This is a genomic window from Lacibacter sediminis, assembly GCF_014168535.1.
GTDB classification, from domain to species: domain Bacteria; phylum Bacteroidota; class Bacteroidia; order Chitinophagales; family Chitinophagaceae; genus Lacibacter; species Lacibacter sediminis.
Genome location: NZ_CP060007.1, coordinates 4,126,881 through 4,145,534 on the forward strand (window position 1 = coordinate 4,126,881; position 18,654 = coordinate 4,145,534).

At 40.4% G+C, this 18,654-nt stretch carries 18 protein-coding genes; 8 read left to right on the forward strand and 10 right to left on the reverse strand.

Annotated features, from left to right (window positions below; all coding sequences use genetic code 11):
* The first annotated feature begins 12 nt into the window (after window positions 1-12).
* Together H4075_RS17520 and H4075_RS17525 are read left to right on the forward strand one after the other, a co-directional pair.
* Window positions 13-165, forward strand: coding sequence for a DUF5989 family protein (locus H4075_RS17520; protein ID WP_182802118.1), 153 nt, complete (start codon window positions 13-15; stop codon window positions 163-165).
* Window positions 166-519 (forward strand): hypothetical protein, encoded by a 354-nt coding sequence (locus H4075_RS17525; RefSeq protein ID WP_182802119.1) that lies wholly within the window; start codon window positions 166-168, stop codon window positions 517-519.
* Here the strand turns inward: H4075_RS17525 and H4075_RS17530 are convergent, their stop codons facing one another.
* The 3 genes from H4075_RS17530 to glf are packed head-to-tail and all read right to left on the reverse strand — an operon-like array spanning window position 520 to window position 3,861.
* The gene (locus tag H4075_RS17530) at window positions 520-1,245 is read right to left on the reverse strand and encodes a glycosyltransferase family 2 protein (RefSeq protein WP_182802120.1); all 726 of its coding nucleotides are present in this window, start codon (window positions 1,243-1,245) and stop codon (window positions 520-522) included. It lies immediately after the preceding gene.
* Window positions 1,232-2,719: a hypothetical protein gene (locus tag H4075_RS17535; RefSeq protein WP_182802121.1), complete on the reverse strand. Its 1,488-nt coding sequence runs from the start codon at window positions 2,717-2,719 to the stop codon at window positions 1,232-1,234. The genes H4075_RS17530 and H4075_RS17535 overlap by 14 nt, the downstream gene beginning before the upstream one ends.
* Window positions 2,716-3,861 (reverse strand): UDP-galactopyranose mutase, encoded by a 1,146-nt coding sequence (glf, locus tag H4075_RS17540; protein ID WP_182802122.1) that lies wholly within the window; start codon window positions 3,859-3,861, stop codon window positions 2,716-2,718. The genes H4075_RS17535 and glf overlap by 4 nt, the downstream gene beginning before the upstream one ends.
* Before the next feature lie 134 nt (window positions 3,862-3,995).
* On the opposite strand from glf, the gene H4075_RS17545 reads away from it, so the two are divergent.
* The 6 genes from H4075_RS17545 (at window position 3,996) to rluF (ending at window position 11,432) form a co-directional block, all read left to right on the forward strand.
* On the forward strand, window positions 3,996-5,189 hold the full coding sequence (locus H4075_RS17545) for a carbamoyl phosphate synthase preATP-grasp domain-containing protein (RefSeq protein WP_182802123.1): 1,194 nt from the start codon (window positions 3,996-3,998) through the stop codon (window positions 5,187-5,189).
* 195 nt (window positions 5,190-5,384) lie between these two features.
* On the forward strand, window positions 5,385-5,855 hold the full coding sequence (locus H4075_RS17550; RefSeq protein WP_182802124.1) for a DinB family protein: 471 nt from the start codon (window positions 5,385-5,387) through the stop codon (window positions 5,853-5,855).
* Window positions 5,856-6,033: 178 nt separating this feature from the next.
* Window positions 6,034-8,103, forward strand: coding sequence for a ComEC/Rec2 family competence protein (locus H4075_RS17555; protein ID WP_182802125.1), 2,070 nt, complete (start codon window positions 6,034-6,036; stop codon window positions 8,101-8,103).
* 66 nt (window positions 8,104-8,169) lie between these two features.
* Window positions 8,170-9,672, forward strand: a complete 1,503-nt coding sequence (purH, locus tag H4075_RS17560; RefSeq protein ID WP_182802126.1) for a bifunctional phosphoribosylaminoimidazolecarboxamide formyltransferase/IMP cyclohydrolase — start codon at window positions 8,170-8,172, stop codon at window positions 9,670-9,672.
* Window positions 9,672-10,679: a DMT family transporter gene (locus tag H4075_RS17565; RefSeq protein ID WP_182802127.1), complete on the forward strand. Its 1,008-nt coding sequence runs from the start codon at window positions 9,672-9,674 to the stop codon at window positions 10,677-10,679. The genes purH and H4075_RS17565 overlap by 1 nt, the downstream gene beginning before the upstream one ends.
* An 18-nt stretch (window positions 10,680-10,697) precedes the next feature.
* Window positions 10,698-11,432, forward strand: coding sequence for a 23S rRNA pseudouridine(2604) synthase RluF (rluF, locus tag H4075_RS17570; RefSeq protein WP_182802128.1), 735 nt, complete (start codon window positions 10,698-10,700; stop codon window positions 11,430-11,432).
* Window positions 11,433-11,473: 41 nt separating this feature from the next.
* Here rluF and H4075_RS17575 read toward each other — a convergent pair whose 3' ends face one another.
* The 7 genes from H4075_RS17575 to mutY all read right to left on the reverse strand — a co-directional run bounded on the left by H4075_RS17575 (window position 11,474) and on the right by mutY (window position 18,484).
* The gene (locus H4075_RS17575; protein WP_182802129.1) at window positions 11,474-12,781 is read right to left on the reverse strand and encodes a polysaccharide deacetylase family protein; all 1,308 of its coding nucleotides are present in this window, start codon (window positions 12,779-12,781) and stop codon (window positions 11,474-11,476) included.
* A gap of 8 nt (window positions 12,782-12,789) precedes the next feature.
* The gene (locus H4075_RS17580) at window positions 12,790-14,166 is read right to left on the reverse strand and encodes a LutB/LldF family L-lactate oxidation iron-sulfur protein (protein ID WP_182802130.1); all 1,377 of its coding nucleotides are present in this window, start codon (window positions 14,164-14,166) and stop codon (window positions 12,790-12,792) included.
* A gap of 9 nt (window positions 14,167-14,175) precedes the next feature.
* Complete coding sequence (locus H4075_RS17585; protein WP_182802131.1) at window positions 14,176-14,772, reverse strand: DUF3109 family protein; 597 nt, start codon at window positions 14,770-14,772, stop codon at window positions 14,176-14,178.
* Window positions 14,773-14,834: 62 nt separating this feature from the next.
* On the reverse strand, window positions 14,835-15,455 hold the full coding sequence (gene gldD / locus H4075_RS17590; protein ID WP_255460223.1) for a gliding motility lipoprotein GldD: 621 nt from the start codon (window positions 15,453-15,455) through the stop codon (window positions 14,835-14,837).
* Between the two features lie 5 nt (window positions 15,456-15,460).
* Window positions 15,461-16,807, reverse strand: a complete 1,347-nt coding sequence (gldE, locus tag H4075_RS17595) for a gliding motility-associated protein GldE (RefSeq protein ID WP_182802132.1) — start codon at window positions 16,805-16,807, stop codon at window positions 15,461-15,463.
* Window positions 16,808-16,872: 65 nt separating this feature from the next.
* On the reverse strand, window positions 16,873-17,304 hold the full coding sequence (locus H4075_RS17600; RefSeq protein WP_182802133.1) for a single-stranded DNA-binding protein: 432 nt from the start codon (window positions 17,302-17,304) through the stop codon (window positions 16,873-16,875).
* A 64-nt stretch (window positions 17,305-17,368) separates the two neighbouring features.
* Window positions 17,369-18,484 (reverse strand): A/G-specific adenine glycosylase, encoded by a 1,116-nt coding sequence (mutY, locus tag H4075_RS17605; protein ID WP_182802134.1) that lies wholly within the window; start codon window positions 18,482-18,484, stop codon window positions 17,369-17,371.
* Window positions 18,485-18,654: the final 170 nt, after the last annotated feature.

Below are 18,654 nucleotides of genomic sequence, written 5' to 3' on the forward strand. Positions count from 1 at the left end.
CTTTGTAGAACTATGATCGAATTCTTAAAAGATATGTGGGCCTTTTTAAAAGAACGTAAAAAATGGTGGCTGGCCCCAATTATCATTGTAATGCTTTTACTTGGTGTATTACTTATTTTCGGCGGTAGCTCTGCCGTTGCACCTTTTATTTACTCGTTATTTTAAATGAAGTGGCAGGCTAAACATACCTCACTTGTTGTAATAGCCGCAGGCTTTGCAGTTTTGTATTTGTTTTCCCGCAAAGAATGGTTGCTAACGCCTATTGGTGTTTGTTTTATTGGTTTCATCTTAGGCCCGGTTGGAGACCTTATCCATATTATCTGGTTGCAGTTGGCGAAAGTGCTGGGGTATATCAACAGCCGGATCATCTTGTCCATTTTATTTTTCCTTCTGTTATCTCCATTAGCACTTTTCAGAAAACTGTTTCAACCAAAAAACCAACCCTATCAATCGTTGAAAAGTTTTTTCACTACACGCAATCATGTTTACACGAAAGAAGATCTTCAGACTCCCTGGTAGTTAGCTATTTCGTAACGACAATTTTAATCGTAGCAAATAAACAAACGTATTGACGGCACCTTTCAGCATCATTATTGAAAAGCCAGTGCCTGTTCTGGGCTTCCTGAAATTCTGCTTTACCTGTAAAACTTTGATCCTTCGTTTTTCTTTTACAAACAAAGCACTTAACAGCACATTCGGGGCAAAACACTTAACTGGTATTTTTTCAATAGAAGATTGAAGTACTTCCAAACGGATAAGCCTGTAAGGACAATTACTGTCCTTTATCCCACTTCCAAAAAACAACCGAATGCTGAATGATGAAAGAGCTGAAAGAAATTTTCTGAAAATACCTGTTTGCTTTTCTATAATACGTTCACCCAGCAATACATCATACAACTTTCGCTCTTCCCAAAAAGAGCGAAATACATGATGATCTAACTCATGATCTGAGTCAACTTGAAAAACCCATTCTGCAGCATCGCTTTCTTTGTAAGCCTGTATCAATGTTGAACCATGACCACTATTGGGTTTATGAATTACTTCAATTCGCTGATTTGACCTTGCAAGTTCATCCAACAACAACCCGGATTGATCTTTTGATCCATCATTGTAAAAGCGGATAACGAAATCAATATTCAATCCTTGCAATATTCTTACCCAGTCCTTAACAAATTCTTTTAATATACCTGCTTCATTATATACAGGTACCAGCACAATGAGTTCCCTGGAGTTAAGGTGTTGCATTTGTATTTCGCTTAAAGAGAATGTAGTCGTGTTTCCTGTATTGCTCTGTATAATTTTTCTTCAGGTAATCTTCCCATTGTTCCTGGAATGCTTTACGATCAACGGGGTTTTTCAAATAAAAATCCAATACATAGGTCGTCTTGTTTTTGTCCAGGCTCGCCATGATCTCTTTGATCACATTTCCATCCTTATCAAAATTTTCAAGATGCTGACTGTATTGTGTGGTATAAACCCATTTGGCAGGCGAAAGAGTATTGAGATTATTATTAAGTCCAAGAAAGGGTGTATGCCCCATAACGAATAATTGCCCATCCTTATTTCTTACATCCTGCAGTTGTTGCGTTAATTCCTCAATTTGAAAATACGTTGCTGAATATTTTAGTTTTCGAATACTGCTGAACGAATTCTTCCACATACCAAAAAATAACACTGCCGTAAAAACAAAGATTAACGGTTTTAAATATCGTTTAGGAAAATATTGCTCGCTTTCTTTTGCAATTAACATTGCCGATATAGCAACAACAGCACTGAATGTAAGCAGGTAATGATAAACAGCAATGTAATCAATAATGCGGCCTGCAAATACTTTTACACAAAGACTGATCAATAGTGTAAAGAAACAGGCAAGGTGTAATGATACATTTTTCCTTTTTATGAGGTAGTAAGTATGTAATGCCAGCAAAGGGAACACAAGGAACATGAATCTCGTGTGAAAGAGGATGCTGAGTGTGCCCGTAATTTTATATAGCGCAGGCCTGCGGCTTTCGTAAACGAAAAAATTAAAAAGGTAACTCTGCTCCCAGTAATCAGTAAGTCCTCCGTTTATTGCAATCCAGATTATCAGTGGTGCTGTCACCAACAAAAAACCCGCAGCCATCAGCAATATCCGTTTAAAAACCAGCGCTGCATTTGCCTTGCTACCGTCTAACGCTTTTGCAAACAGGTAATACATCACAAATGGAAATGCCAGTATCATCTCTTCCTGCTGCATATGAAAAACAAGGGCACACAATACGCCTGAGAGTAAATACTTTTTGCCCGGGTTCATCAGTATCACAGAAAAAAGTATTGCCAGGAAACAGGCTGCATATTCTCTTGTAAGCAACCCCGACATTAAAATAAAAGGTGGCAATAAGCAAATGAGAAAAATAACGGGATACAACCAGGGGTTTGAAAGTTTATGATACTTCGCAGCTTTATAAATAAAAAGACTGGCGATCCATTTCGTGAGCACACCTAATAAATAATAACCCCATGCTTTAAACGGCCATGCTAATGCCAGCATTAAAAAGATCAACGGTGGTTTATGATCAAAGAAAGTTTTGTAAGGTATCTGCCCTTTCCAGATCGTCATGGCTCCATAGATGAACACTTGCTTATCGTGCCCAACTCCTGTAAGTGTAGGGAAAAGTGAAATACTCAATACCATTGTTATCAGTAACAATACAATTGCGTTCAGTTTATCTCTATTCATGAAGTATGCAAAGTTTTTATTTGATCATCAAAAATTTCCAATGCCCGGTTAATGGTTTCGTGCATATCATAATACTTGTAGTCACCCAACCGGCCTGCTACAATAAGATTCTTTTCCTGGCCGACTAATTTTCTATACTCTTTAGCAAGTGCTATATTCTCAGCATTGGGTATGGGATAAAAAGGTTCGCTTCCATCATCTGCTTTTGAATACTCTGTAAATACAATCGTTTTTTCTTTTGTATAACTACGTTCGGGATGAAGATGTCTTGGTTCGTGCTGTCTTGTATACGGAACAGCAACATCTGCAAAATTCATAACACTTGTCCCTTGATAATCTTCAACACCAACTACCTGTTTCTCAAATTGCAGCGTACGCCAATTCAGTTTACCAAGCGAATAATTAAAATAACGATCAAGCGGACCACTGTAAATAATTGTTGCATCGGCGGCAAGTTGATCTTTCACATCAAAAAAGTCAGTATTCAATCGCACATCAATCAACGGATCACTCAACAAGTTTTCAAAAATGGCGGTATATCCATTCGAGGGTACACCTTGATATGTTGAGAAATAATAGTTCTCATCATAATTTTTTCTGAAGGGCAACCTACTTAAAAGATCTGCCGGCAATTTCGCAGGGTCAGTTTGCCATTGCTTGGCTGAATATCCTCTTATAAAAGCCTCATATAACTGTCTTCCCACAAGGCTGATCGCTTTTGCTTCGAATGAAGAGGTATCGCTTATATTTTCCTTTGCTGCCTGTTGATGCAAAAACTCTTCTACCTCAAATGGCTTTAACGACAAGGAAAAAAAGCTATTGATCGTTTCAAGGTTTATTGGCAATTGGTACACTTTACCTTCATGCGTAGTAAGTACCTGGTGCCGGTATTGATTAAAGGAAGTGAACTGGTTAATGTAGTTCCATACCCGTTCGTTGGAGGTATGAAAAATATGTGTGCCATATTTGTGAAATTCGATCCCGGTTTCAGGGTCAGTTTCCGAATAGCAATTTCCTCCAATATGTCCCCTCTTTTCCAGCACCAGCACTGGCTTTTTTAAAACAGAGGCAATTCGTTCCGCCAAAACCGAGCCCAGAAAACCGCTTCCGGCAATAACATATTTATAGTCAGATATCTGCATCCATACAAATATAGGGGCTGTAATTTTCTAATAGCCGCAGGTTGTAAGTAAACAAATCAGTGTTAGTTGTTCAGTTAGATAAAGTGCAAAAAAATCTCTCAAAATTTTTCACACAACCGTACATTTGCACCGCAATGGCAAATACGATCCTCCACAACGAATCCATTCCATCTCAACGTAAAAAAATTATTGTTCTCGGCAGTGGTCCCAACCGCATTGGTCAGGGTATCGAGTTCGATTACTGCTGTGTTCATGGTCTCCTCGCCATTAAAGAATGTGGCTACGAAGCGATCATGGTGAACTGTAACCCCGAAACCGTAAGTACCGACTTCGATATGGCTGACAAGCTGTATTTTGAACCGGTGAACTGGGAGCATCTCTGGGAAATTATTGAGCTGGAAAAACCTTACGGTGTAATTGTACAGCTGGGCGGACAGACTGCCCTCAAGCTGGCAAAACGTCTGCACGAAAGAGGCATCCGAATCATCGGTTCTTCATTCGACAGTATGGATATTGCCGAAGACCGTGGCCGCTTCAGCGATTTGTTGAAAGAACTGGAAATTCCTTATCCGAAATATGGCACAGCTTATACCACAGACGATGCCATTGAAGTGGCAAAAGAAGTTGGTTACCCGGTGCTGGTTCGTCCCAGCTATGTATTGGGCGGACAAAGGATGCGTATCGTTATCAACGAAACCGAGCTGGAGAGTGCGGTGTTGAGTCTCATCAAACATTTGCCCGGCAATAAAATCCTTATCGATCATTTCCTCGATCGCTGCCAGGAAGCCGAGATCGATGCGATTTACGATGGTGAGAATTTTCATATAATGGGTGTTATGGAACACATTGAACCTGCAGGTATTCACAGTGGCGATAGTCATGCAGTATTACCTGAGTTTAACCTTACACCATTGGTGGTTGCAACCATGGAAGAATATGCAAAGAAAATTGCGAAAGCATTGAAAATACAAGGTCTTATCAACATCCAGTTTGCCATTAAAGATGGTAAAGTATTTGTGATCGAAGCCAATCCACGTGCAAGTCGCACCACGCCGTTCATTGCAAAGGCCTACCAGATACCTTACCTCAACATTGCAACTAAAGTAATGATGGGAGTAAATAAACTCACCGACTTTACATTCGAGAAAAAACTAACCGGTTATGCTATTAAAGAACCGGTGTTCAGCTTCAGTAAATTCCCGAACGTAAACAAGGAGCTCGGACCAGAAATGAAGAGCACTGGTGAAGCCATCCGCTTTATAAAAAACCTTCGTGATCCTTACTTCCGCCAGTTGTATAAAGACAGAAGTATGTATCTCAGTAAATAAATTTCAAACTCCGCACTTGCGGAGTTTTTTTATGGCTGCCGGGAAGGCGATAAAACGGAAAGAAAACTTATCGCCTTCCCGTCTTTCCGGCTCATTATTTTTTTGTTACAAGTTTTTGTGCTTCGTAGCATCACCTGTTGCGTCGCACTCTTGTACTGCATTGCAGAAAGCGGCTATTCTTCTTAACTTAGAACTATGAAAAACGAAGTACAATCGATCATCAGCAATCTCGAAAGAGTGTTAACCGGTCAGCCTTGGTATGGCGAAGCAGTAATGCCCATGCTGCGCAAAATTCATCCGGCAGTGGTGTACATCAATCCAAAAAATTCACATGCAGCCATTGAAATATTGTATCACATAATCACCTGGGCTGAGTTTACCTTAAGCCGTTTGCAAAACAAACAGGACTACGATCTCAAAACAGCCGAAGAAATAGATTGGCGCATGATCGACCCCAAAATTCATACCTGGGAAAAAGGATTGAACGAGTTTGAGCAAATTCACAAACAGATTGTTGCTGAACTGCAAACCAAAGACGATTCATTTTTGAAAGAAATGGTTGATTACAGGGAATACAATTTCCGCTTTCTCCTCAACGGGTTAATACAACATAACATTTACCACCTCGGTCAGATCGCCTACCTGAAAAATCTATTAGGCGAATAATATAGCTCACACCTGCCCGCCGTAAGCCATGCAGGCGGGGATTGCACGGTTGCTCACAGATTTTTTATTTCGTCTGTGTGTTTCTGTGAAATCAGTGAGTTACCCTTCAGCAAAAAAGGGTTAAATCCCCCCTGTCAATTCGCAGTGTCAGTTTCTATTTTGCCGGAAATAGCTGCTGATGATACCTGTCTGGAAAAACATTCCATTTTTACGCATTATCATTCCGTTAAGCACTGGTATTTTAACCGGATGGTATTTTTCATTACACTGGCAGGTTCCTTTAATTGCGTCCATCATTGCACTTCCGTTTTTCCTTTACCTGCAGTTCAGCGGCGAGCGAAGCAGGTACTATAACAGTTGGCTCGATGGATTTTCGTTCAACATCATTTTCATTTCTTTTGGTATTGCACTAACATGGCTGCAACAAAAGCCACATCAACCAAATTGGGCCGGTCATTTTTATAAAGAAGGCGATGTGGTGCAATTACGTTTATTGGAACCATTAAGTGAACGGGAGAAAACGTACAAAGCACTTAGTGAGATCAGCGTTGTTTATCATCTGCAAAAAGCAAGAAAGGTAACAGGCAGGGCGATGATCTATTTCCGAAAGGATAGCATTGCGCCTGCCTTGCAATACGGCGATGCCATTCTTGTGCGCAGCAACTTACAGGAAATAAAAAATGCAGGTAACCCCGGCAGTTTCGATTACAAGCGCTATGCTTTGTTCAACGGCATCACACATCAGCTCTTTGTAAAATCAGATGAGTATAGAAAACTACCTGTGCAACAAACATCACTCTTCAATGAAAAGATATACGGGTTTAGAACTTATATTCTGAAAACCATTCGCAAATATGTAAAGGGCGATATGGAAAGCAGCATTGCAGAAGCCTTGCTCATCGGCTACCGTGATGATCTCGACAGAGATCTGGTGCAGGCTTACAGCAATACAGGTGTAGTGCATATCATTGCCGTAAGCGGCATGCATCTTGGATTGATCTATGGCTTACTGATGTTTCTATTAAAGGGGCTGAACCGAAACAAGCGTTTGAAAGTAATAAAAGCTATTTTGATCATTACGTTATTGTGGCTGTTCAGTTTATTAACAGGTGCAAGTGCATCAGTATTAAGAGCGGTACTCATGTTTACCTGTATTGCAGGAGGCGATCTGCTTGGTAAGAAAGGAAATATTTACAACAGCATGGCTTTATCAGCTGTGGTGTTGCTATTCTTCAATCCGTTTCTATTATGGGATGTAGGCTTTCAATTATCCTATGCCGCAGTGTTGAGCATTGTTCTCTTTATGAAACCTATTTACAACTGGTTCGCTATTCAAAACAAATTATTAGATGGGCTTTGGAAATTAAATGCACTCACACTCTCTGCGCAAATTTTAACGTTGCCGCTTTGCATGTATCATTTTCACCAGGCACCAACATTATTTCTCATCACTAATTTAATTGCTGTTCCATTATCAAGTCTGGTTCTGTATGCTTTGATATTATTGATGGTTGTATCACCAATCGCTGTACTTGCAAATGCAACCGGCTGGCTCATTACAAAAATGCTTTGGCTCATGAATCAATTCATTCTTTGGGTTGATCATTTTCGTTTTGCAGTAGTGGATGGTATTCAACATGCACCCATCCAAACCATTTTGCTGTATGCAATTATTGCAGCAGCAGGCATCTGGCTCATTGAGAAAAACAAAACTGCTTTTCGTTGGCTACTCGGCTTTGTCGTTTGCTTCTTTGCTTTGCAGGCATTTTATCGCTATCAAACAATACAGCAAAAAAAGCTCATTGTGTATAATCTGTCGCAACACACTGCTATTGATTTTATGTTGGGCGATCAATATTATTTCGCTGGTGATGCGGTGTTATTACAAGATGGTTTCCTGCGTAACTTTCACCTCAAACCTTCCCGTATTGCACACCGTACCTATGAGCAGCCAAATATCAATCCAACAACAAACAAAACCTGGACAGTCAACAACAAAACCATCCTTCACATCAACCAATCTTACCGCTACGATTCAACAATTCAAATCAACGCTGACGTAGTCATCATCTCCCAAAACCCCAAACTCTACCTCAACCAATTACAGAAAACAATCAACTGTAAGTTGCTGGTCTTCGACAGTTCCAACCCGCAATGGAAGCTCAAATACTGGAAAGCCGATTGTCAAAAACTCGGCATTAACTATTTCTGCACAAGTGAGCAGGGCGCTTTTGTGATGAACCTGTAGAGGCTTACCTTTGCGGCTTCTAAAATAGAATGCCACCCTCTGTGGCCCAAAAACTTTCACCTTGTTATGAAGAAAATTCAATCGGCACTCATTTCAGTTTTTTACAAAGACGGACTCGATTCATTGGTAAAGCTCCTGCACGAGCAAAATGTAACTATCTACTCTACCGGTGGTACGCAACAGTTTATTGAAAAACTCGGCGTTCCTGTAGTGCCTGTTGAAAATTTAACCAGCTACCCGTCTATTTTGGGTGGCCGTGTAAAAACATTGCACCCTTCTGTGTTTGGCGGTATTCTTGGCAAGCGTGATGATGAACAGCATTTGGCTGAAATGAAGCAATACAATATTCCCGAAATGGATCTCGTGATCGTTGATCTTTATCCGTTCGAAGAAACCGTTGCTTCAACTACCGACGAAAAAGCGATCATTGAAAAAATTGATATCGGCGGACCATCTATGATCCGTGCCGGTGCAAAAAATCATAAAGACGTTGTGGTATTGGCAGCAAAGAAAGAATATGCGGTATTAGAAGGTATTCTTCGTGAACAGAACGGTGAAACAAGTTATGAGCAACGCCGTGCATTTGCCATCAAAGCATTTGATGTGTGTACTGCATACGATACGGCTATCAGCAACTACTTCCACCAATCGGCTGTTGAAACGCCATTCAACAAGGAAGAAAAGATCATGCGTTATGGTGAGAATCCGCATCAGAGTGCACGCTTCTTTGGCAACCTTGATGAACTGTTTACACAATTAAACGGTAAAGAACTTTCTTATAATAATCTGGTTGATGTGGATGCAGCTGTGCAACTCATCAAAGAGTTTACAGATACAACGTTCGCCATCATCAAACACACCAACGTATGCGGCGTTGCACAACGTGCAATAGTGAAAGACAGTTGGGATACTGCATTGGCAGGCGATCCTGAAAGTGCATTTGGCGGTGTATTGGTTTGTAATGGTGAAATTGATAAAGCCACAGCAGAAGCTATCAATGAAATTTTCTTTGAAGTATTGATCGCTCCTTCATTTGCTGCTGATGCATTGGAAGTATTGAAATCGAAGAAGAACCGTATTCTTTTACAACTGAAACAGCAACCAAAGGTAAAAGAGCAATACAAATCATTACTAAATGGCGTATTGGTGCAAGGTGTCGATGAAGGCAATTATACTGAATGGAAAGAAGCAGGCGGTCGTGAAACAACTGCTGCGGAGAAAGATGATCTCACTTTTGCCAACCTCATCTGTAAACATTTAAAATCGAATGCCATTGCATTGGTGAAGAATAAACAACTGGTGGGTAAAGGTTGCGGACAAACAAGCCGTATCGATTCATTGCGTCAGTCTGTTGAAAAAGCAAAACAATTCAATTTCGATCTCAATGGCGCAGTGATGGCGAGTGATGCGTTCTTCCCGTTCAATGATTGTGTGCAGTTGGGTCATGCAGCAGGCATTGTTGCATTTATTCAGCCGGGCGGTTCTATACGTGACAATGACTCAATCGAATATTGTAAACAAAATAACCTGGCGATGGTAATCACAGGTATGAGACATTTTAAACATTAATGCAAAAACCCCGGATCAATAAAGCACTCGATGCTTCAACAGATGCACTCAAAAGCTTATCCCTTTTTAATCCTTTAACCATCAGGAAAAAAGGAACAAGAGCAAAAGCATTGTTTGCATTGGCCGTTGTGTGTGTGTTATGGGGTACAACGTGGATCGCTTCAAAAGAAGGTGTGCGGCATATGCCTTCCGCAATTCAGCTCTCCGGGATGCGTCAATTACTGGGCGGCCTTTGTTACATGATCTTCTTCATTGCAAAAGGAACGCAGTTTCCGAGAGGAAAAGAATTAATTCCCTTGCTTATTTTAGCCTTGCTGAATTTTGTATTGAGCAATGGACTCAGCACATGGGGATTGAAATATATTTCTTCAGGTCTAGGTGCCATCATGGGTGCTATCTTTCCGTTGTGGATCGTAATCATCAACCTGTTTGGTTCTAAAGAAAAAATACCTGCTAAGGCCTTACTTGGTTTGATGATTGGCTTTGGTGGAGTGTGTGTTATTTTTTATGAACACCTGCAGGATTTCTTTGATCCCAATTTTCGCTTTGGTATTTTGATCTCACTTATTGCAACATGGACATGGGCATTTGGTTCACTATACACGAAGAAGCAGGCTGCAAATTTTAACCCCTATTTTGGACTAGGTTTTCAAATGGTAATTGCGGGTGCTGCGTTATTGGGTATTTCCACAACTGATCCGAATTTTACACCGTTTACTGAAATTGCATGGCAGGCATGGGCAGCTATCGGTTATCTTGTTTTGTTTGGTTCTGTAATTGCGTTTGTTTGTTATCTCTATGCCCTGCAAAATTTACCAACCGAACAGGCAAGTATATACGCCTATGTAAATCCGGTTGTTGCTGTGTTGTTTGGTGTATGGATCTTTGATGAAATGATCTCTGTTACATTGGCAACTGGAGGATTGGTTGCGTTGCTGGGTGTTTATCTTGTAAACAAAGCGTATAAGAAAACTGCTGAGGAGCAACGTGATGTTGCCGATAATTAATCCCGTTATCTTTACTGCATGGCCGAAGAAAAAATCAGTTTAAATAAATACATTAGCGCCACAGGTTATTGTTCACGCCGTGAAGCAGATAAGCTGATCGATCAGGCACGTGTGGTTGTAAATGGCAATATTGCATTGGCCGGCACAAGAGTTTCTTCAAAAGACAAAGTGTATATTGATGATGAATTACTGAAAGTAAAATCTACTGCCAAACAAGATCAGTTCATTATAGCTTTTAACAAACCGCTGAACATTACTTCCACCACCGATGAAAAGGATCGCACCAATATTATCCGCTTTATCAATCATCCCAAACGCATCTTTCCTATTGGCAGGTTAGATAAAGATTCTGAAGGGTTGATCTTTCTTACCAATAATGGTGATATCGTTAATAAAATTTTGCGTGCAGGAAACGAACATGAAAAAGAATACATCGTTACTGTCAATAAAAAATTAACACCGGATTTTGCTGCGAAGATGAGCAATGGTGTGCACATTCTCAACACTGTCACACTTCCCTGCAAAGTGCGCACATTAAGCGGTAAAAGTTTTTCCATTATTCTCAAACAGGGATTGAACCGCCAGATCCGCCGTATGTGTGAGGCATTTGGTTATGAAGTGGTGAGCTTGCGTCGTGTACGAATCATGAATATTCAACTCGGAAATATTGCAGTTGGTAAGTGGCGCTATTTAAGCGATCCGGAAATGAAAGAGTTAATGCAGATGCTTGAAGGATCGAAAAATGAATATTAGAACTGTCATTCCGAGGCACGAGGAATCTGCCCAGCTTTCCACTATTGCTCAACAGATCTCTCCTTCGTCGAGATGACAGTAGCAACAAAATTTTCATACATCTCTTTCCAACCTTTAAACATTGGATCTGTTCCCAACATGTGATTGTGAAAGATAGTTATGAATGTGCCGTTTACCGCTTGCACTTCGCTGCAAAGTTTTTTTATTTCTTCCAATGCTTCTTCAGTTGAATGATGCAATTCATAAAATGAATTTGCATCCATGTACGCAAAGGGATGTACACGCAAAGCAGTCGTTTCTTCTTTTTCCAGGTCGTACCACAAAAACGAATGAGAGGTTGATGCTCGAAACCCATTGACAGTTCCATAGCCCATACTGTATTCGTCTGTAAATCCATTTACAATTAATGAACGGTAAGAATGCGGCAGATGAAACTGAATATAATGATTGCGTGTTAGCGGAATGGGCTTCCGAACAATCGTCTGAAGTATTTCCTTTTCCTTTTTCAATGCAGTTGGATTTACTGCGCTTTCAGTTGAAGGATGAATAGCAACAGTTGCCTTAGCTGCAGTTGAACGGATCAGTTGCTGTAATGCAGTTTTTCTTGGCGAAATATTTTTATCGTATTCATTGTTTCGTTCTGCCAATAAGAAAAAGTAAATCGGTTGTAACGCATATTGTTCATGCAGTTGTTGCAGCCAATCATATGAATCGAAAGGGTCTGTTTCTTTTCCACTCAAAACTCTTAATCTTTTTGCAATAGTTGAGGGATGCATTACTACTGCACCAACTGTTTTAAGCAAGCCTTTATGTTTGTAACTCCAGGCAATGTCGATATCGTAAGTAGGGAGAAAGGTGAACGGTGAGTGGTGAGTAGTGAGTAGTGAGTAGCGTTGCTTCAACTTCGCCTCAAACTTCATCAACCATACATCAATAATTGGCTGATGCAAGAATCCTTCTTTCCATGCTAAGGAATTCCAATGTGCATAGCGACCATATTCATCTGGTTCGTATTCCAAATACTCTTCGTAACGGGTGATGAGGTAGAATATCGCAGAGAAAATATCAAACCCTACATCATCTGTTGTTTGAAAGAACGCTTTACCGTCTTCCCAATTAAAACAAGTAATGTATTGCTTGCGTATATCGTGCTGCAAGAGTAAGCCTGTTGATTGCAGAAACAAAGATGAATCATCAATCCGCTCCTCTGCATATACAAGCTTAACATCATTGCTTTGCTGAAACAACGTTAGATCATCTGTTACCGCCACATCGATCTGCCAACGTTCATTCAGCAGCTGAATGATATAACTGATGCGGGGTGTAATATGCGGAGTGTAAACAAGCATGTTTGAATTTACTGCCCGTTTCGTTCACGCCAAAGTTGATTGAAACTTTTTTCAGGGAAATGCATTTCGCCACGGTGGCGTGTCCAGTCTTTTACGAATTTATTGATCATCCAGCTGCGCATTTTACTGCTGCCGGTGTTCATGAGTTTACGACTGAGTGATACTTTTTTCCAAACCTTCCAGGCCATGCGTTCGCCAAACGAAGCATAACCTTCTTCCACTGCTTCATACCTGTTCTCTAATAACAACTCGTGCAGATTAATACGCATCGGACAAACTTCTGTACAGTTACCACATAATGATGATGCATAACTGAGATGTTTGTATTCTTCCAAGCCACTGAGATGTGGTGTTAATACTTTACCGATAGGACCACTGTAGGTTGTACCATAACTATGTCCGCCGATATTTTTATAAACCGGGCACGCATTTAAACAAGCACCGCAACGGATGCAATATAAACTCTCTCTTGTCTTTGGATTCTTCAATACGTTTGTGCGACCATTATCCAACAGGATCACAATCATTTCGTCAGGACCATCTTTCTCTCCGGGTTGTTTCGGGCCAAGCACTATACTGTTATACACAGTTACATTTTGTCCGGTACCATACGTTGAAAGCAAGGGCCAGAATAAACCCAGGTCGTTCATACTCGGCAATACTTTCTCAATGCCTACGATAACGATATGTGTTTTAGGAAATGCACAACTCAATCTTGCATTACCTTCATTTTCTGTAACGGCAATACCACCAACATCAGCTAAAATAAAATTCGCACCTGTTACACCCACTTCGGCCTGCACATATTTTTCACGAAGAATTTTTCTTGCAACCAATGTCAACTGTTCAGGTGTTGCTTTGGGATCAGTTCCTAATTTATCGGCAAACAGTTTTGCTACATCTTCTTTGCTTTTGTGCATGGCCGGTGTAACAATATGGTAAGGCGGTTCATCATCCAATTGCTGAATGTATTCACCGAGATCTGTTTCAACACTTTCAATATTGTGTTTGGCAAGAAAATCATTAAGATGAATTTCTTCCGTCACCATACTCTTACTCTTCACCAATGTTTTGCAATTCTTTGCTTCACATATTTTCAATATTTCATCACAAGCCTGTTGTGCATTTTCAGCCCAAATCACTTTTCCACCCCTGCGTGCAAATTGCGATTCAAATTCTTCGAGTTGCTGATCAAGCGTTTCCAGTGCACGCCACTTTACATTCTTTGCACGCTCACGTGCAGTAAGCAATTGCGTAAACTGCAATTTACCTTCGGGCACTTTTGCATTGTACTTGCCAATATTAAAATTGATTGTGCGCCTGTGATCAAGATCGGCAGCCTTAATGGTACTCTTTGCAATAAATTTATCTGCAGTCTGGCTCATTGATTAAAGTTACTTCTTTGCGTCCTTTGATACGTAATACTGATCGGCTATTTGTGTAAGCACTTCATAAAAATCTTCGCCGTATTTGCGGATGATGGCTTCTTTCAAAAATACATATACCGGTACTTTCAGTTTTTGTCCGTTCAAACAACCGGGATTACACATCTGGTCTCTCGGTTCGTAGTTCACATATTGCTGCTCTGTGTTCTTGCTCTTACTGATCTTAATGGGATAAAGATGACAGGAAATGGGTTTCTTCCATTTTAATTCACCGGCATAGTATTGTTGTTCAAATGAACATTTCACAATTCCTTTTTCATCTACCAAACCATAGGCACACATGCCGGTGCTGATAGTAGGTGTTACCCAACCAAATTCCTGGTCGTATTGATAAAGACCGTCACGCTCAATTACTTTTCGTCCTTCTTCTGTGAGCAGGTGTTTTACTTTTTCAAATCCTGCGATCACTTCTTTCAACTCATCGTTTGTTAGTGGTGCCCCGGCATCACCATCCACACAGCAGCCGCCTTTACATTTGTTCAGGTCGCATACAAACTGTTCTTCCACCACTTCATCACTGATGTAGATATCATCAATTACAATCATAGCGCAAAGATACGGCCGTACGGCAGAAACTGATTAGAGAGAATTCAGGAGAAATGAACAGATCAATTCCTCCACTTCAAGGTTTGAATCAAATGCTGCATATCCTTATACAGGAATTGCTCCACCGGCTGAATAGAATCGTAATTAGGTGTTGCATCGAAATATAAAGCACCACGTAAAAAATGTTTGGTACTATCTGTTACAAAAAACTGTTTGCCTGTTGCTGCATTACCACCCACATCAAAAATAAATCCGTTTACACCGGCTCCGCCTTTCACCGGCAGTTCATCGATCGAAGTTGCTTTTAAACTGTGCTTGCTGGTCATTTTAAAGGCATCCTGAACAAGCTCGTCAAATTTATTTGCTGCACCAACAGCTTTGTAGCTGATGTGGATGCGCCCGGCCAGTTCAGGAAAATCAAGATTCACCCAGTATGGGTTTTCTGCTTTTGCTTCGAAGAAAGTACTATCCTTCAACACCTTTCCGTAAACAGGATATTCGAATGTGTAGGGATAACCCGGCTCATCAAACAGCACGTATTTCTTTTCAGGAAAATCAATTTGAAAATATCCTTTTGGCCGTGGACGGGGATCGGAGTTACAGGCAATTAAAACAAGAACAGCAAATAGAAGATAAAAAGTACGAGGCACTAAGTATGCGTTGCACAAATGCATTTGTTTCATCTTGATCAGTCAAGGGGTTTAATGGTCACTTTCACTTTTTCAATCCTGTTGCGGCTCACTTCCTGAATAGTAAATTGGAAATCGCCTGTTTCAAGTACATCACCAACTCTTGGCAAACGTTCGGCCAGTTCCAATACGAGCCCGGCCAGCGATTCGCTTTCGCCTTTCACTTTATCAAATGTATCGGCAGGAAGATTCATTGTGCGGCACATATCATGTACAATGGTGCGGCCTTCAAAGATGTAGTTGTTTTCATCAATTTTTTTATTCACGCTTTCATCATCGTCAAACTCATCTTTGATTTCACCAATAATTTCTTCCACCACATCTTCCATTGTTACAATACCGCTGGTGCCGCCAAATTCATCAACTACAACTGCAAAGTGAATACGTTTCTGTTGAAATTCCTTCATCAGATCATCAATGAGCTTTTGTTCCGGCACAAAGAAAGGTGTACGCATCAGTTGCTGCCAGTGAAAGTCATCAGCATCATTAAGATGTTGTAACAGATCTTTTGTCTGAAGAATACCAACTACTTCATCTAAATTATTCTTATAGATCGGTACACGACTGTAATGCAGTTCCTGCACACGCTTTACTACATCCTGGAACGGTGTTTTATATTCTATTCCGCTTACATCAAGACGTGAACGCATCACCTGCTTCACTGTGATATTGCTGAAATTCTGTATGCCTTTTAATATCTGTTTCTCTTCAACTGTAGCTTCATCTTCACTCATGAGATCGATAGCATAATCAAGTTCTTCTGATTTTAATGACGATTTTTTTTGATACTTCGACATTCTTTTTTCAATACCATCTGTATAACCTGCCAGCCACCCACCTGTTGATTTAAAAATGGGATAAACAATTGCATCGATCCACCAGCTGGCGAAATAGGCAAAGAAGATATTGTTTTGCGATGCCCATACTTTCGGCAACGTTTCACAAAACAAAAGGATCAATGCGGTGATAGCCGTTGCTTTTAAAATAAACTCAACCCACCATAAATTATGTCGAAGATTGAGTGCTTCATCTATTAAAAAGTTCGTGAGAAAAATAATACCCAGATTGAATATCACATTTGCAGCCATCAAACTTGCCATCAACACTTTTGGTTCTTCCAACAAGTTTACGATACGGCGTGCAGGTGCGTCGGGTTTTGTTTTGATCATATTCAGGTCTTTGTAACGGAGCGAAAAGAATGCTACTTCAGCTCCACTTACAACAAACGAGAAAAACAGCAGGATAAGAAAAAGGATAACCAGTAATGTTAACCCCTGGCTGTTAATGGCCAGTAACACAGGTTTGATCGATAATAAAAAAGAAGTGCTGACTTGCTGATAATCCAAAGCATCAAAATTAAGTGAACAATGTACCGCTGTACCGGCAAAAATAAACAACGCAACGGTATTTCCTAAAATGGAAGATCGGCACTTGGTTCTCCAATTGGTGGCAGATCATCGCCATGATAACCACTTATCTGATCAGGCGAATCGGTTTTTCCTGTTCCATCAGCTCTTTTATCAAGCATGATGAGGTTATCACCTACAACTTCAGTTGCATATTTCTTAACGCCTTCTTTATCTTCCCAACTACGTGTTTTCAAACGGCCTTCAATATAAACAAGGCTTCCTTTGTGCAGGTATTTCTGTGCTAACTCTGCAAGCCCTCTCCAGAGCACCACCGTGTGCCATTCTGTTTGGCTCACCAGTTTTCCGGTGCGGTCTTTAAACGTTTCAGTTGTAGCTAATGGAAATTTAGCAACGGCAATGTTACCTTCTAAAACCTGTACGTCAGGTTCTTTTCCAAGGTTGCCGATAAGCATCACACGGTTAACTCCTCGCATACGTATAAATTTTAGTTCTGAATGTTTAGATCATGGCCCTAACCCGTCTGTCACTCCTTCTAAATTACGTTTTTTGCTTTACTGTTGTATGCCTCGCTGCAAATAATTCAAGAACACCTGCGTTTAAAAAATCATTTAACAATTTTGGAAAAGGCAATTGTTTTAATTGAGTTGCAGTTTTCCATTCCCAATCTTGCAGAATAGTTTGTTTTCCTTTTATTTGAACAAGCACCGCATTTCCATAAATGAGTTGATGACTTAACTGTTGCTTGATGGGTTTACTGGTAGATAAAACAGTAAATGATTGTTTGATCTTACGACTCTTGAACCAAGTTTCGGTTGATGAAGTATTTGCCAGCTTCCATTCTTTCTCCGTTTTGTATTCTTCATTCGGAAATTCATACAGATTTCCCCACACATCCTTACCTGTTCTTTTTTGTACGGCAAAGGTTCCTTTCAATTCCATAATGTAAAACCGGAACCATCTCTTGCGTATTTTATTCTTCTTTTCCTTAAAGGGCAATTCGTTCACAACCCCTTTTTCAAATGCAACACATTTTGTTTTCAGATTACAATTGCGGCAATCGGGCAGATCAGGTTTGCAAACGGTTGCTCCAAAATCCATGATCGCCTGGTTGTAGGCAGCAGGATCAGATGTATCAAGACATACATTTGCCAGTTGTTGAAACTGCTTTTTCCCTTCGGTGCTGTCAATTGGGGTATCAATCCCAAAAAAACGGCTGAGCACCCGAAACACATTTCCATCAACTACAGCGTGTGGTAATCCAAATCCAAATGATGCAATGGCTGCGGCGGTATATGGACCAACGCCTTTTAATTCAATGATGGTTTCGAATGTATCCGGGAACTTCCCTTTTAACTCAAAAGCAATGAACTGAGCTGTGCTGTGCAGGTTGCGGCAGCGGTTATAATAACCCAGTCCCTCCCATAATTTATAAACTTCTTCCAATGGAGCTTTGGCCAGTTTCTGAACTGTTGGGTATTGATTTACAAAGCGTTCGTAGTATTTCCAGCCTTGTTCGGCACGGGTCTGCTGCAGAATAATTTCGCTCAGCCAAATGCGGTAAACATCTTTTTCTCCCTTCCATGGAAGTTGCCTTTTGTTAACCGAATGATGCCAGAGAAGTAATTTTTGTCGAAAATAGTTTGACCTGTCCATATCGTTTTTATTCCGCAAATACGCAGTACTGCTGCAAAATAACAGCAATAAGCCTTAACATCAGGTAGTCATTTTTTGTTCATAATCAACCAGTTACTAAAAAAAATTGGCCGATATGTTTCATTTTTTGGAATTTATTCAGGATATTAGACCAATAATAACCAGAACCC